This is a genomic window from Arthrobacter sp. Ld5 (assembly GCF_051172775.1).
In the GTDB taxonomy this organism is placed as follows: domain Bacteria; phylum Actinomycetota; class Actinomycetes; order Actinomycetales; family Micrococcaceae; genus Arthrobacter_D.
In genome coordinates this window covers 88,627-102,303 of the sequence record NZ_JBPKBO010000002.1, presented here as the reverse complement: position 1 = coordinate 102,303, position 13,677 = coordinate 88,627, and the positions used below count along the sequence as shown (strand labels likewise).

At 71.0% G+C, this 13,677-nt stretch carries 15 protein-coding genes; 6 read left to right on the top strand and 9 right to left on the bottom strand.

Annotation, left to right across the window (positions count from 1 at the left end; genetic code table 11):
- Window positions 1-49: 49 nt before the first annotated feature.
- The 5 genes from ACSGDB_RS00865 (at window position 50) to ACSGDB_RS00845 (ending at window position 2,667) form a co-directional block, all read left to right on the top strand.
- Window positions 50-532: a PGPGW domain-containing protein gene (locus ACSGDB_RS00865; RefSeq protein WP_434992054.1), complete on the top strand. Its 483-nt coding sequence runs from the start codon at window positions 50-52 to the stop codon at window positions 530-532.
- A 109-nt stretch (window positions 533-641) separates the two neighbouring features.
- Window positions 642-1,049, top strand: a complete 408-nt coding sequence (locus ACSGDB_RS00860) for a four-helix bundle copper-binding protein (protein WP_434992053.1) — start codon at window positions 642-644, stop codon at window positions 1,047-1,049.
- A gap of 9 nt (window positions 1,050-1,058) precedes the next feature.
- Entirely contained in the window at window positions 1,059-1,583 is a 525-nt protein-coding gene (locus ACSGDB_RS00855) for a DUF421 domain-containing protein (protein WP_434992052.1), read from the top strand.
- A complete protein-coding gene (locus ACSGDB_RS00850; protein WP_434992050.1) occupies window positions 1,580-2,302 on the top strand; it encodes a hypothetical protein in 723 nt (240 codons plus the stop codon). The genes ACSGDB_RS00855 and ACSGDB_RS00850 overlap by 4 nt, the downstream gene beginning before the upstream one ends.
- Window positions 2,299-2,667: a DUF1622 domain-containing protein gene (locus ACSGDB_RS00845; RefSeq protein ID WP_434992049.1), complete on the top strand. Its 369-nt coding sequence runs from the start codon at window positions 2,299-2,301 to the stop codon at window positions 2,665-2,667. The genes ACSGDB_RS00850 and ACSGDB_RS00845 overlap by 4 nt, the downstream gene beginning before the upstream one ends.
- 78 nt (window positions 2,668-2,745) lie before the next feature.
- Here the strand turns inward: ACSGDB_RS00845 and ACSGDB_RS00840 are convergent, their stop codons facing one another.
- The 5 genes from ACSGDB_RS00840 to ACSGDB_RS00820 form a co-directional block, all read right to left on the bottom strand.
- Window positions 2,746-3,942, bottom strand: coding sequence for a ScyD/ScyE family protein (locus ACSGDB_RS00840; protein ID WP_434992048.1), 1,197 nt, complete (start codon window positions 3,940-3,942; stop codon window positions 2,746-2,748).
- Window positions 3,943-4,125: 183 nt separating this feature from the next.
- A complete protein-coding gene (locus ACSGDB_RS00835; protein ID WP_434992046.1) occupies window positions 4,126-5,361 on the bottom strand; it encodes a helix-turn-helix domain-containing protein in 1,236 nt (411 codons plus the stop codon).
- Window positions 5,362-5,469: 108 nt separating this feature from the next.
- Complete coding sequence (locus ACSGDB_RS00830) at window positions 5,470-6,156, bottom strand: glycosyltransferase (RefSeq protein ID WP_434992044.1); 687 nt, start codon at window positions 6,154-6,156, stop codon at window positions 5,470-5,472.
- Window positions 6,153-7,523 carry a PIG-L family deacetylase gene (locus ACSGDB_RS00825; RefSeq protein ID WP_434992043.1) on the bottom strand — a complete coding sequence of 457 codons (1,371 nt, stop codon included), beginning with the start codon at window positions 7,521-7,523 and terminating at the stop codon, window positions 6,153-6,155. Before ACSGDB_RS00825 ends, ACSGDB_RS00830 begins: the two co-directional genes overlap by 4 nt.
- Window positions 7,517-8,605, bottom strand: a complete 1,089-nt coding sequence (locus tag ACSGDB_RS00820; RefSeq protein WP_434992042.1) for an acyl-CoA dehydrogenase — start codon at window positions 8,603-8,605, stop codon at window positions 7,517-7,519. The genes ACSGDB_RS00825 and ACSGDB_RS00820 overlap by 7 nt, the downstream gene beginning before the upstream one ends.
- Window positions 8,606-8,779: 174 nt before the next feature.
- On the opposite strand from ACSGDB_RS00820, the gene ACSGDB_RS00815 reads away from it, so the two are divergent.
- Window positions 8,780-10,204, top strand: a complete 1,425-nt coding sequence (locus ACSGDB_RS00815) for a DUF2252 domain-containing protein (protein WP_434992174.1) — start codon at window positions 8,780-8,782, stop codon at window positions 10,202-10,204.
- 12 nt (window positions 10,205-10,216) lie between these two features.
- Here ACSGDB_RS00815 and ACSGDB_RS00810 read toward each other — a convergent pair whose 3' ends face one another.
- The 4 genes from ACSGDB_RS00810 to ACSGDB_RS00795 all read right to left on the bottom strand — a co-directional run bounded on the left by ACSGDB_RS00810 (window position 10,217) and on the right by ACSGDB_RS00795 (window position 13,495).
- Window positions 10,217-10,666 (bottom strand): hypothetical protein, encoded by a 450-nt coding sequence (locus tag ACSGDB_RS00810; protein ID WP_434992040.1) that lies wholly within the window; start codon window positions 10,664-10,666, stop codon window positions 10,217-10,219.
- Window positions 10,667-10,732: 66 nt separating this feature from the next.
- Window positions 10,733-11,578 carry an NAD(P)-dependent oxidoreductase gene (locus tag ACSGDB_RS00805; protein ID WP_434992039.1) on the bottom strand — a complete coding sequence of 282 codons (846 nt, stop codon included), beginning with the start codon at window positions 11,576-11,578 and terminating at the stop codon, window positions 10,733-10,735.
- 43 nt (window positions 11,579-11,621) lie between these two features.
- Entirely contained in the window at window positions 11,622-12,287 is a 666-nt protein-coding gene (locus ACSGDB_RS00800; protein ID WP_434992037.1) for an SDR family NAD(P)-dependent oxidoreductase, read from the bottom strand.
- Window positions 12,288-12,355: 68 nt separating this feature from the next.
- Window positions 12,356-13,495 (bottom strand): ROK family protein, encoded by a 1,140-nt coding sequence (locus tag ACSGDB_RS00795; RefSeq protein WP_434992035.1) that lies wholly within the window; start codon window positions 13,493-13,495, stop codon window positions 12,356-12,358.
- Window positions 13,496-13,677 lie beyond the last annotated feature (182 nt).

Here is a 13,677-nt window from a genome sequence, read left to right as displayed (position 1 = left end):
TCGATCTGAATCCATCATAGAGGAATGCAAAGCCTACTGAGTACTTCGGATGCATTTCCGTAGCCACCGGGTGCGGTTCAACGGCTCCAGCTCCGCCGGCCGGACAACACCCCGGGGTGCCGCCCGGATTCTCGGCCTCCTGGTGGGATGGCTGCTGGTGCTGGTGGGCCTCGCCGCTCTCGTCCTCCCGGGGCCGGGGTTGCTGGCGCTCGTCGGCGGGCTCGCGGTTCTCGCCCAGCAGTACGACTGGGCCCGCCGCTGGCTCCGGCCGGTGAGGCAGAAGGCCTTCGCCGCCGCCGCCCAGGGGGTGCAGAGCAGGCTCGGCATCACCTTCAGCTTCACCGGAGCACTCGTGCTGGTGCTGCTCGGGGTCCCCTGGGTGGTCCAGCCGTCGGTGCCCGGCTGGTGGCCGCTCGAGGAGCGGTGGTGGTTGCCCGGCGGGTGGAGTGCCGGATCGAGCCTGATCCTCTCCGGTGTGCTCGCCGTCGCGTTCATCGTCTACAGCATCCGGCGCTTCCGCCCGGATCCGTGACCCGACGAAGTGGATTCATCCGGTCGAAGGGTGGCAGCGCGCCAACTGCTAAGCGTACTGTCGAAAAAGAGCAGCACCCCATAGCCGGAACCGATCGAAGGAGAGAATCATGTCCAACGCCCGCGCCATGCTCGACACCTATCCGAAGGATCGCGACGGTTTCGACAGCGATCTGCTCGCCCGCTGCATCGAGGCCTGCTTCGACTGTTCCCAGACTTGCACCGCCTGCGCCGACGCCTGCCTGGCCGAGGACATGGTCGCCGAGCTGCGCAGCTGCATCCGCACAGATCTCGACTGCGCCGACATCTGTGCCACGACCGGACGGGTGCTGTCCCGCCAGACGGGCTACGACGCCGGCGTGACGCGCGCCCTGCTCGAAGCCTGCCGGACGGCCTGCAAGACCTGCGGCGACGAGTGCGCCGGGCACGCGGAGATGCACGAGCACTGCAAGGTGTGCGCCGAGGCGTGCCGCCGGTGTGAGGAGGCGTGCGCCGCCCTGCTCTCGTCCATGTCCTAGGCGCAAGCCGTGTGGTTCGATTCGTGGGCGAACATCGCCCGCGTCCTCATCGTCGGTGCTGTTTCCTACGCCACCCTCGTCGGCTTGTTGCGGCTGTCGGGCAAACGGACGCTCGGGCAGCTCAACGCGTTCGACTTCGTGGTCACGGTTGCCCTCGGCTCCACCCTGGCGACGATCCTGCTCAGCGGGGACGTCGCATACCTCGAGGGTCTCGCCGCCCTGGCCCTGCTCGCGGGACTGCAGCTTGCGGTGGCCTGGATCTCCGCCCGCTGGCCCGCTGCGCGCACCGCGGTCACCGCCAGACCCGTGGCGCTCCTCGTGGACGGGGAGTTGCAGAAGGACGAGTTGCGCCGGAACAGGCTGACGGAGTCGGAGGTCCTGCAGGCCGTCCGCGGCACGGGATCGGGTGACGTGTCCTCGGTCGCCGCCGTCGTGCTCGAGACCAACGGCAAGCTCAGCGTCATCCCGGCCGGCAAGCTCGGGAGCGCGTCTGCACTCAAGGGCGTCCTGAGCTACCCGGACGGGGGAGGATGAGTCCTTCGACGACGGCGACGGAGGGCACCGGGCGCGTGGGCCTCGACCGGGCCGACGCGGTGGCGCAACGACTCGACAGGCCCATGGGCCTTCTCGGTGTGATCTTCCTGTTCGTCGTGCTCGGACAGTTGCTGGCGACGGATCCCGGCATGATCACGACCTTCACCGTGCTGGGGTGGGTGTTCTGGGGGATCTTCGTCGCCGAGTTCCTGCTGCGCGCGTACATCGCCGGCTTCGGCAGGACCTTCTGGAAGAGGAACTGGTGGCAGGTGGTCTTCCTCCTCGTGCCGTTCCTGCGCTTCTTCAGGGCCCTGCAGGCACTGCGCCTGGCGCGCCTGGCACGCTTCGCCCGCTTCGGCGGCATCGTGTCCGCCGGCGTGCGCGGCTCCCGATCAGCCGGTCGGTTGCTCTCGAGCCGCATCGGCTGGCTCGCAGCCGTGACCGCCGTCGTCATCCTGGCCTCGAGCCAACTGCTGTATGCCACCGGTTCGCACGGTTCCTACGCCGATGCCCTGTTCGAGGCCGCGATGGCGACGATCACGGGATCGGGCCTCACCCCGACCACCCCGTTCGCGCGGATCCTGCAGGTACTGCTCGCGGTGTACTCCGTGGCCGTCTTCGCGACGCTCGCGGGGTCGCTCGGCGCGTTCTTCCTGCGTGGGTCCGATCCGGCGCCAGGAACCACCGGGACCGATCCGGCGCCTGGGGGCGTGCGGTGACGTTCCAGGAAGGTATGGAGCTCGCCGGCAAGGCGATCGACGTGGCCGGCGTGGCGGCCATCGTCATCGGGGCGATCGTCGCCACCCTGATCGCGGGCATGGCTCTGCTGCGCCGACACGGAGAGGACCGCATCTACAGCAGGTATCGCCAGCGGCTCGGCCGGTCGATCCTGCTGGGCCTCGAACTGCTCGTGGCCGCGGACATCATCCGGACCGTGGCGGTGACACCGACGTTCGAATCGGTGGGTGTCCTGGCGCTGATCGTCCTCATCCGGACGTTCCTGAGCTGGTCCCTCGAACTCGAGATCAGTGGGCGCTGGCCATGGCAGAAGGAGCCCGCGGCGTCGGGGCGCGCCGGCGGATGAGCGCCGCAGGCCGCCGCCGGCGGCCCTCGCTACGCGACGACGCCGCGCCCCGATCCGGGCGCGGCGTCGCGGGTCCTCCTACCGTTTGCCGTACTCCAGGCGCGTACGCTCGAGCGTGCCCTGAGGCTCGGCCGGGGCCGCGCCGGACTCGGGTTCGGCCGGCAGTGCGCGGGTCGTCGCGTAGAGGTACTTGCCGTCGACCTCGACATCCGCGGGCTGGGGAGCCTCGCGGAAGAGCACCGCCTCCTCGGTGCCCGCCGGGATGACCGAGATCCTGTTGGCGAAGAGCTCGGCGACGAAGAGGTTGCCGCGGCGGTCGAACGCCAGTCCGGTGGGCGAGGTCAGCCCGGAGACGACGAGCTCGACGTCACCGGACTCCGGATCGAAGCTGCGCACCGATCCGAGCGTCGGATCCTCCGGAACCCCGGGCAACGACGTCAGGTAGAGCAGGCCGTCCGGACCGAACTCGATGTCCGTGGGGACGGGCTCGGAGTTGTAGGTCCGGCCGAGGACACACTCTGGCAGCTCGACGCCCTGCTGCGCCTTGACGGAGGCGAGGAGCTCGGGTGTGAAGGTCGTCGCCACCGGCTCCAGGACCGTCGCGTCGGCTGTGTCGCGCCGCGTGTCCACGGTCCAGATGACGTTGGCCCCGGCATCAGCCACGTACACGTAGCGTCCCGAGTGGGATGCCGCTGTCGCATAGGGGTGCGAGTAGACCTCCCCGCCGTGCGGCAGGACGAAGGAAAGCACGTCCGGCGGGAGCTGTTGCGTGAGTTGTTCCGTGCAGTCAGCAGGAAGGTCCTGGAACCCGTACTCGTTGCCGCCGTCGTAGTTGTTCTCGGTCTCGAGCGCGGCGAGGTCGGCGATCACCCGGGGCGTGCCCTTCTCCAGGACGCTGAGGTTCGCGACGAACGGATCGTCGGGGCTCATCGGGCCGCCCGCGCTTTCCGTGAAGTACACGTCGCCCTTGTTGGTGGACACGCCGCCGATCTCGATGCCGGGACGGTCGAGGAGCGTGGTGGCCGTCCCGTTGCGGTCGATGCCGGTCAGCTTGCCCACGAAGTTCTGCGAGACGTAGGCGGTGTTGCCGCGGCCGGTCGCCACCCGGAGCGGGCTGACGAGTCCGGTGGCGACCTCGGCCGTGTCGCCGGCCGTCACTGCTCCGCCGCGGTGGGCGGAGACGGTCACCGCGGGGGACGCCGTGGCGGCTCCGGCGGTGGACAGGAGGACGGCGGCGAGTGCCGCCGCCACGATGGGCGTGCTTCTACCCTGCATGATGGATGTCCTTGGGGTGCGATGCATGTCGAGACGCTGTGGCCGGCCCCAGCACCGAGAAGCGGCGGGTGGGCCGCTCGTCGACGAGCGCGGCCCCGATGTCCAGGGGCATTCGCGCACCTGCCATGGTAGGACCACGCCGGAGGAGTGTCGACGGTCCCACGGCCCCAAAGGGGGTGCCGATCAGCCGGAGAGGTCCTGGATCCGGTCCAGAAGCTCGCGTGCCTTCTCGTCCGCGCCGGCCTCCGAGTGCAGCCGAGCGGCGGCGGCGAGGTGGTGGGCAGCCTGCTTCGGTGATTCGCGCGCCGCGTAGTACAGGCCGAGGCACTCCTCGAGATCGGTCTCGGCTACGTAATCGAGCAGATCCCGCTGGTTGATCAACCCCTTCAACAGGCTCTGGGCCGCGTCGAGGTCGTCGGTGAGGAGGGCGTATCGGGCCTGAGCGAGTTCCAGTTCCTGCCGGTGAGTCGTCGTGCCTACGAGCTGGAGCCCGAGCGCCGCGTTGTCGAGCGCGGTTCGGACGGAGTCGTCCACGATGCCGGCGTGCAGCTTGTAGTCGGCGCTCGCCCGGTGGAACTCGGTCCAGGCCTGCAGGTCCGCCTGCGGCAACAGCAATTTGCCTGCGAGCCCGTGGTACGTCTCGCCCACCTCCACATCCCCCCGGCGGAAAGCGACGTTGCCGATCGCCCACGCTCCCTGGGCGATGAGGAGGGATGGAGCGGGAGATGCCCCATCGGTGATGTCCAGACTCGTTGCCACGTCCCACGCCTCGTCCAGTTCGCCTTTTACCGAAAGCGCGGCAATGAGGATGAAGGCCGCCTGCAGGCGGGCCGGCGCATGGTCGGGGAGCCCGCCGGTCAGTTCCACCGCCCGGCGCGCGAGCTCGACGGCTTCGACCAGCCGTCCCGAGCTTCGTGCCACGACGGACAGCCGCCCCTGGACGATCGACCGCAGTTCGGGCGTGGGAGACATCAGCGACGACCTGTCCATGGTCAGCAGGACATTCTCCGCCTCGTCGAGCCGGCGCAGGCCGATCAGCGATTGCGCCTGGAGCATGGACATGTCCCACCAGACCGGCGCGTTCCGCTGCTCGAACGCGATGCTCGCGGCATGCTCTGCCTCGCACGCCGCCAGGCCGTCGTCGCGCATGTCGCGTGCGTAGTTCGCCGCGAACACGGCGGTGGTGAGGGCCGGCTGATCATCGGCGGGAGGCTGCTCGACCCACCAGGTCAGGGTGCGGGGGTCCATGCCGAGCCGCGCGGCGAAATGCTGCACCATGTCGGGTGTGGGTTGGCGCAGGCCGCGCTCGAGCAGGGAGACGAAATGGGTCGAGTAGACGCCGTCGCCCAGTTCGGCCTGCGTGAGTCCCGCCGTGGTGCGCGCCTGGCGCAGCATGTCGCCGAATCGCATGTCGTTCATCCCCCATAGAAAGCGGCCACGTCGGCCTGCTCCCAGCGCGACCCGTTCCGTGACTCCCCTTGTCTAGCAGATGCCACGGACGATCAGGAAAATCAGTCGTCGTCCTCCTCAGCCGAGCCGACTGAGGTACGTGGAGAAGCCGGCCGGCACCCGGCCGACGGTGCGCGACGACGTCGTGACGGTCAGCGCGCCGGACGCGGTCCACCGTGCGCCGTGCGCCTTGGCGCGCTCGACGAGGCTCACGTCCTCGTCCTGCTCCAGCGGGCCGAACCCGCCCAGCTCCTGGTAGGTGGTTCCCCGGATCCCGAGGTTCGCGCCGTGGACGTGGTGGTGCCCGTCGTCGGGCACGTAGGCATCGGACCACAGCCGGAACCGTTCGCCGTTGTCGGGGGTGAGCGTGGGGCGGACCGTCCCGAGGACGAGGTCGTTGTCACTGCCGAGGCGGTGGTGCTGGAGGAGCCAGTCCCGCGGCACCGTGGTGTCGGCGTCGGTGTTGGCGATCCAGGTGCGCAGTGGCAGGCTGCGGGATTTCGCGAGCGCGAACCTCGCGCCGGCGTCGCGCGCCGCCCCGACCGAGCCGAAGCTGCCCGAGATGACGGAGATGCCCGGCACGGTGCGTGCCTCGGCGGCCGACCGGTCCGTGCAGCGGTCGAGGACCACGGTCACGGAGACGAGGATCCTCGGCACCGTGCGCAGGAGGTGCGTGCGGGCCGCGTCGAGCGAGGTGAGGCAGGCTGCGAGCCGCTCCTCCTCGTTGCGGGCGGGCACGACGACGGCCACCTGGCCGGGGATCACACCAGGCCCTCCCGCCGGGCGACGGACAGGGCGGTCCCGGGGACGAGGATCTCGAGCAGGAAGTCCTCCTCGGTGTGGAGGGAGAGCGTGGCGAGGCCCGCCCGCTCCCGCACGCGCTGGTGGACGGTGTCCCCGTCCAGCTCCCAGCCCTCGATGGGGTGGCGCCAGTGGCACAGGACCAGCACGCCGTCGTCGTCGAGGGATGCGCCGATGAGCCGGATGACCTCGTCGAGCTGGTCCGAGGACAGGAAGTAGCCGGTCTCCGAGAGCACGATCAGGTCGAACGGCCCGTCCTCGCGGGGCCAGTCCCGGGGGACGGTGGCGAGCCGCGCGGTGGCGGCGGCGTGCTGGATGACGGCCTCGTTGGTGCGGCGCACCGCCGTCTCGCTGGTGTCGAGCGCCAGCAGGTTGTCCGACACCGCGGCCAGGTCCTTCGTGAGGGCTCCCACCGAGGACCCGATCTCCAGCGTCCGGCAGAAGCGGCGTCGTGGCAGGCTCGCGACCGTGAGGGCGCGCTTGCGCTGCTCGTAGAACCGCTCGGCGACCTCCCAGGGATCCGCCCGGTCGCGGTGCAGGCGCTCGAAGGTCGACGGGCCCCCGGTGACGAAGAAGGACTCGAAGCTGCGGCTGAAGTGCTCGAGGACGCCGGGCGTCAGCAGCACCTCGTCACCCGGCGCGTCCGACAGGGGCTGGGTCTGCGAGGCGTGCGTGGCGAGGGCGGAGCCCTTGCGGGCGTGGTCGTCGGCGGCGAGGTGGTGCAGCGACAGGTCGGCGAGCTGTTCGGCCTGCTCCTCCGCCGTTCCCCAGTGCCAGAGCCAGATGGGGTACTCCAGCAGCGTGACGCCGTGATCCTCGCAGAATCGCGCAGCGGCGGCACCGACGGCGTCGTGATCGGCGTGCCCGTCGTGGCGCCACGGTGCGGCCACCAGGGTTCGGGCGGTCTCGCCGTCCCCGAGCTCACGGGTCAGCACCGCCGCGACGTCCTCCGGCGTGATGCCGCCGTCGGGCAGCCCCTCGAAGGTGATCCGCGCGGCCGGAGCCAGGACCTGGAGCGCGTTCGTCACCTCGCTGCGCCGCAGCTCCGCGAGCTGCCGCGGCGAGTAGGTGGGGGAAGAGGGGTGGGAGGCCTCTCCGTCGCTGAGGACGACGACGTCGCACTGCACGCCGTCACGTGCGAGCCGGGCGAGCAGGCCTCCGGCGCCGAGGGTCTCGTCGTCGGGGTGCGCGGCCAGGAGGACGAACCGGGAGGGCAGCCGCCCGTCGAAGAGTTCCTCGATCTGGAGATCCCCGCCCGGTTCGCGGTCCTGCTCCCAGGTGCGCCAGTGGCTCTCGGGGGTCCCCTCGCCGTCGTGCGTGAAGCTCACCACGCCGCACCGCCCTGCTCCGACGCCTCGAGGACGCGCCGGCCGAGTGAGGCGTCGTCACGCTCGGCGTGATGCTGGCGCAGGTAGAGGTGCAGGTCCGCGACGCGGGCGGCGTGACGCTCGTCGAAGGCCAGCGGCGCGGGGCCGAGAGCGTGGGCCGCAGCCTCCAGGACCCGCTCGGCGCCGTCGAAGGACAGGGAGCGCACGCGGGCCGCGAGGAGCGCCCCCTCCTGGCCGCCCGCCCGTCCGTCGTCGACGGCGTCGGCGGCGGCGGCGAGCGCCGTCCGGATCCCGTGGAGCGCGGCGTCCACGCGGCCGAGGTGCAGCAGCGCGATCTGGTCCGGCGCACGGTGCCGTGAGGCCTCGACGAGGGTGCGTGCAATGCCCAGGGCGCCCCCGAACCAGCAGGCCGCGACGCCGATGCCGCCCCACGCGAAGCCGTCGCGGGTGAGGTACCAGTCGGCGTCGCCGACCGGGACGGCGGCCGCGTCCTCGAAGCGCACCGAGCAGCTGGTCACCGCCGCGAGGCCGTGGCTGATCCAGGCGCCGGCCGGCTCCGGGATGACGCCGTCGGCGCGGAGGTCCACGGCGAACGCCCGGCGCTTCCCCTCGCGGACATGCGCGGTGACGATCGCGGCGTCGAGGTGATCGGCGAGGGAACACCACGGCTTGACGCCCGTAAGGGTCCATGTGCCGTCCGGTCCCTCGGACGCCGTGAGCGCGACGCCGGGCGCCTCCGCCGCGAAGACCCCCCACGTGCCGGCGGGCAGGCCGGCCGGTCCGGCGGGGGAGCCCATCCCTGCCTGGTCGAGGATCGCCAGGGCATCGAGGTGGGGTTCGACGACGCGCGCCACGGTGAGGTCGGCGGCGGCGAGCGTGGTGAGGAGCTGCCAGGTGAGGGCCGTCCTGCCCGATCCCGGCAGCGGGACCGCGGTGCCCAGTTCTCCGGCGAGGGCCAGGGCCCGGGGCAGGGAGCCACGCGCGGCATCGACCCGGTCGGTGAGGAAGTCCAGCGGGTCGCCGTCGGCGTCATGGCGCTCGGCGTGCTCCGGCGTCACAGGGGAGGATTCGTCGGAGCGCAACATATCCGAAGTCTACTGACGCGCAGGGCCCCGCGCGCACCGTCATGGCGCCATCCCCCTGATGGGACGCATCTCCCGGGATGATGGCCATGGCCGCCGATGTCACCTCGCACGGGTGAGGTCCGGCGGCGGCGCCGGTAGGAAGCTGGCCGGGTCCGTTCTGACAGGAGGTTCGTGATGCAGCGAGCGGGGACCGCGGACACCTCTGCGCAGCTCACCGGGGCGGGGCGGCCGACCGCGTCGACGGCCGCGGTCGGCAAGGACCTTCGGAAGCGCGTGCCCCGCCGGAGTCACGGCGAGTGGTCCGCATCCCCGGACCGAGCGAGCCCGCTGGAGATCCTCCGCGACCAGGAGAAGGATCGCGTGCCCGAGCTCCTCCCCCTCCGGCACGAGCGGATGGCCGCGTCCCCGTTCGCGTTCTTCCGCGGTGGCGCAGCCATCATGGCGGCGGACCTTCGGGAGACCCCGGTCACCGGGCTGCAGGTCCAGCTCTGCGGAGACGCGCACATCAGCAACTTCGGCGGCTTCGCGTCCCCGGAGCGGCGCCTGGTCTTCGACGTCAACGACTTCGACGAGACACTGCCGGGGCCGTGGGAATGGGACGTCAAGAGGATGGTGACCAGCGTCGAGATCGCTGCCCGCGACCGCGGCTTCGGCGGGGCGGAAGGACGCGCCGCCGTCCTCGAGACGGCCGGGGCCTACCGGGACGCCATGAGGTCCTTCGCGGCGATGACCCCACTGGAGGTCTGGTACGCATCGCTGGACGTCGAAGCACTGCTTCCGGACATCGAGGAGAACCTCGGCGGCCATGCCGCGAGGGACGCCGGCCGCCGGATCTCCCGGGCGATGGGCAAGGACAGCGCACGGGCTGCCCGCAAACTGACGGAGGTCGTCGACGGCCGTCCGCGGATCGTCGACGAGCCTCCGCTGGTGGTGCGCCTCCAGGACCTCCTGCCCGATGTCGAGGCGCAGCAGCTCGAGGAAGGCATCCGCGGCATCATCGCCGACTACCGGCAGACCCTTTCCCCAGACCGGCAGGTCCTGCTCGATCATTACGTGTACGAGGACGTCGCTCGCAAGGTCGTCGGTGTCGGCAGCGTCGGGAGGCTCAGCTGGATCGTGCTGCTGATGGGTCGTGAGCACGCGGACCCGCTCGTGCTGCAGCTCAAGCAGGCCGCGTCCTCGGCGCTGGAGGCCCACCTCGGGCCCAGCCGGTACCCCAACCACGGCGAACGGGTGGTCCGGGGCCAGCGCCTGATCCAGGCCTCGAGCGATGTGCTGCTGGGCTGGCTGCGGACCGCGGGACTCGACGGCATCGAACGCGACTTCTACGTCCGCCAGCTCTGGGACTGGAAGACCTCCGCGGACCTGACCACGATCTCCGCATCGGGGCTCGCGGCCCACGCACGCCTCTGCGCCTGGACACTCGCGCGGGCCCATGCGCGCACCGGCGACCCCACCGCGATCGCCTCCTATCTGGGACAGGGAGCGGCCTTCGACCACGCCCTGGCCGTCTTCGCCGCCGTCTACGCCGACCAGAACCAGCGGGACTACGACGAGTTCATCCGGAGCGGCGGCGACAGCCCGGTCGGTGGGCGCTGAGGGGCAGACCGCTCAGGCCTCCGGCGGCAGCGCCTCGTGGTGCTCGAGCCCCTTGGTGCGGCGATCCTCCTTCATCTCCGCCTCGAAGAGGTGGCGCTTGCCCTCGACCAGGGAGTCGCGCGCCTGCTTCTCGAAGGACTTGAACTCGGAGTAGTAGTGGTCGTCGTAGTCCTCCATGATCTGGAAGGTCCACCGGCCCTCGATCACGTTGCGGCCAATGATCTCAGTGGCGAGTCTGTCCGCGAGCTCCGTGTGCCCGGCCTTGCGGAACAGGTCCTCGGCCTCGGAGAGATTGAGGTCCGCCTTGCCGGTGAGGCGGTGGAAGCCGTAGAGGTAGCCGCGCGCATGCTCCACCACCTCGAGGGCTTCGGAGAGTTTCCCGAGGGCCTCGACGGTGAGGTCGGAGACGCCGTCGGGGCGCTGGTGGGTGGAATCGGGACCGGGAGTGTCTGGGGTAGCCATACCACGTACCGTACCCACCCCCACCGACGTCCAGACAGCCTTTCCCGGCCCGATCGCGCGGCGCGGCTACCCCAGTTCGGGCTTCGCGACCACGGCGATGTCATCGTCGCCCGCGCCGGCACGCTGGGCCTCGGTGAGGGACTGCAGGAGCGCCGTCACCGCCGGCAGGGGGTCGGGGGTGGATCGCAGCACGAGCCGGGCATCCTTGGCGAGCAGGTCCACGGAGAACTGGGTGTCGCCGAACGAGCCCTCCGTGATGACGGCCCCCTTCATTCCGGCGATGGCGCCCAGGCCCGTGCCCTGCAGCAGGTCCAGGACCGCGGCGGCGTCGAGCCCATTGGCCCTGCCGAGGCGCAGTGCCTCCACGAGCCCCTGGAGCGTGACGCCCAGGGCGAGGTTGGCGAGCAGCTTCCCGGTGGCGGCCTCGGCGGGCGACGCCAGGCGGCGCACGCGCCCGGCGTCGCCCCACAGCGCGGCGAGGGGTGCGACGACGTCGAGATCACCGGTCGCGCCGCCGAGCAGGACCCCGAGCGTCCCCGCCCGCGCCGGGGCGAGGCTGCCGATGACGGGCCCGTGGACGTACCGGATCCCCGCCGCCGCGGCGTAGTCGGCGAACTCGCGCGCGTCCTCGGGGGAGACCGTCGTGACGTCGAGCCAGACGGCTTCGGCCGGGATCGCGAGCCCGGAGAGCACCACGTCGCGGACGGCATCCGGTCCGAAGAGCACCGTCAGCACGACGTCGGCCCCCTCCACCGCTTCCTCGGCCGATCCGACCGGGATGGCACCGGCGTCGTGCAGGCGGTCGACGGCGCTCGCCGTCCTGTTCCAGGCCGTGACGTGGTGGCCGGCCTGCAGCAGGTGCAGGCCGAGTTCGTGCCCCATGCGTCCGACGCCGAGCAGTGCGATCTTCACAGTGGTCCTCCGGAGAGTAGGTGTGCCGGGACGGTTCGAGGAGTCAGTCGGCGCTGACCTGGTGGCGGAAGGTGTCCCGCCGGACGTGAAGACCCCAGAGGAGGTCCGCGAGGATGTTCGGGTCCTTCTCCGGATCACCCTCGACGATGCGGCCGCCGATGATCAGCTGCGAGACGTGGATGCCTTCCTCACCGAGCACCTCGTGCAGCAGTTGCGCGTAGGCGGCCTGGCCGGCGAAGGCCACCGAGGTCCCGGTCACGGAGCGCCCGGGCTTCACGGCGGAGCCGCCGTTCACGAAGAGGATGGTGCCCCGGTTCTCGCCGAGGAAGCGCATGCCGGGCACCACCTGGTGCACGGCGGCCACGGGTCCGTAGATGGAGAACTCGACCGGGCCCCTGAGGTCCGCCGGCGTGGTCTCCAGGACGGGGCGCATGAAGTCCTTCTGCGGGAGGGGACTGTACTGCAGTACCTCGATGGGCCCGAGTGTCTCGGTCGCCGCTTCGAGGGCCGCGGCGATCGATTCGGGGTCGCGGACGTCGGCCGCGAAGCCGCGCGCCTGGATGCCCTCCTTGCCGAGGTCCTCCGCCAGCGCGTCGAGCTTGCCCTGGCTCCGGGAGATGAGGGCCACCGAGAAGCCCTCCGCTCCGAAACGGCGTGCCACCGCGGCGCCGAGGCCGCGTCCTGCTCCGATGATTGCGAGTGTAGTCATACCGGGTGCAATCGATCAGTGTGCTGAATAATTCCGACGCTCGGCCCCCGCCCGGATCATGCGGTGCCTCAGCGCAGCGTCCCGAGGATGGTGCGCTGGATGACGACGGCGGCGGCGCCACGCGCCCACTGCGCGAAGTCGGTGGGCTGCCGACTCAGCCGGACCGGCGACGCCTCCGGGTCGCGGTAGTAGTCGATCGCGGCGTGCAGCGAGGGTGCCGCGGCGTCGGCGAGGTCCATGCCCTCGCCGGAGAGGATGACGAGGTCCACCATCGTCAGGTTCGCGACGGCGGACACCAGCAGCCCGAGGGCGGCGCCCGCGGCCTCCACGATGCCGCCCGCCACGGGGTGCCCCTCACGCGCGAGCGCGAGGATCTCCTCGTAGGAGCGCTGGTCGCCGGTGGAGGCGGCGAACTGGGAGCAGATGGCCGGGATGGTGAGGACGGCCGACGAGCACCCGCGGTGGCCGTCCATGCAGCGCGGTCCGGTCGGGTCGAGCGGATAGTGGCCCACGAGGCCCAGCCCGGCATCGGGCGGGGCGATGACGACGTCGTTGATGACGAGCCCGTATCCCACGCCCGCGCCGACCGTCAGCACGGCGAAGTCCCTCTCGCCGCGGCCTGCGCCGAACCACTGCTCGGCGATGGTGAGGGCGACGACGTCGTTCTCGACGACGACGGGCAGGCCGGTCCGCTGCTGCACGAGGTCGGCGAGGGGGACGTCGCGCCACCCCAGGAATGGGGCGCGGAGCACGGAGGAGTCGGCGTTGACCCTGCCCCCGATGCTGATGCCGATGCCGCTGAACTGCCCGATCGGGCCGAGATCGGCCACGGCATCGACGATGGCGCCGACCACGTCCTCCACGGCGTGGCCCGGCAGGGCGCGCTCGCCGGTCCCGACGACGTCGGCCTTGAGGTTCGTCGCGACCGCCGACGCGGTGTCACCGGTGAGTTTGACGCCCACGAAGCGGTGCGCGTCCGGACTGACCTCCAGGGGGCGGACGGGGCGTCCGATGGAGGCCGTCCCGGCCTCCTCCGATTCGCGGAGTACCCCGGCGTCGAGGAGCGGCTTGCTCAGGCGGGTGAGGCTGGCGACCGACAGGCCGAGCCGCGTGGCGAGGTCACCGCGTGAGATGGGACCCCGGATCAGGACCTCGCGCGCCAGGGCCCGGGCGGGGCTGGAAGGGGCGAGCGAGGTGACCGCGTCCATGGACATCCGTTCCGGAGGGAGTAGTTATTTCCAAAATACAGCTAAACAGGCAATCCGGACGCTCCTCCCCGGATCGAATTCCTGGCAACGCGCGCTGTGAGTGACGCTTGACACAGCTGTTAATTCTATCGTAAAAATAAATTGTGCCGCTGAAATGCACGCCTCGCAGCCGGCCGCTCATC

What these genes read in the sequence shown, in the direction of transcription:
- ACSGDB_RS00815 (WP_434992174.1), top strand. Translation starts at nt 8,780, where the DNA reads ATGCAGCGAGCGGGGACCGCGGACACCTCTGCGCAGCTCACCGGGGCG.
- ACSGDB_RS00835 (WP_434992046.1), bottom strand. Translation starts at nt 5,361, where the DNA reads ATGAACGACATGCGATTCGGCGACATGCTGCGCCAGGCGCGCACCACG.
- ACSGDB_RS00850 (WP_434992050.1), top strand. Translation starts at nt 1,580, where the DNA reads ATGAGTCCTTCGACGACGGCGACGGAGGGCACCGGGCGCGTGGGCCTC.
- ACSGDB_RS00795 (WP_434992035.1), bottom strand. Translation starts at nt 13,495, where the DNA reads ATGGACGCGGTCACCTCGCTCGCCCCTTCCAGCCCCGCCCGGGCCCTG.
- ACSGDB_RS00860 (WP_434992053.1), top strand. Translation starts at nt 642, where the DNA reads ATGTCCAACGCCCGCGCCATGCTCGACACCTATCCGAAGGATCGCGAC.
- ACSGDB_RS00800 (WP_434992037.1), bottom strand. Translation starts at nt 12,287, where the DNA reads ATGACTACACTCGCAATCATCGGAGCAGGACGCGGCCTCGGCGCCGCG.
- ACSGDB_RS00810 (WP_434992040.1), bottom strand. Translation starts at nt 10,666, where the DNA reads ATGGCTACCCCAGACACTCCCGGTCCCGATTCCACCCACCAGCGCCCC.
- ACSGDB_RS00820 (WP_434992042.1), bottom strand. Translation starts at nt 8,605, where the DNA reads ATGTTGCGCTCCGACGAATCCTCCCCTGTGACGCCGGAGCACGCCGAG.
- ACSGDB_RS00840 (WP_434992048.1), bottom strand. Translation starts at nt 3,942, where the DNA reads ATGCAGGGTAGAAGCACGCCCATCGTGGCGGCGGCACTCGCCGCCGTC.
- ACSGDB_RS00865 (WP_434992054.1), top strand. Translation starts at nt 50, where the DNA reads ATGCATTTCCGTAGCCACCGGGTGCGGTTCAACGGCTCCAGCTCCGCC.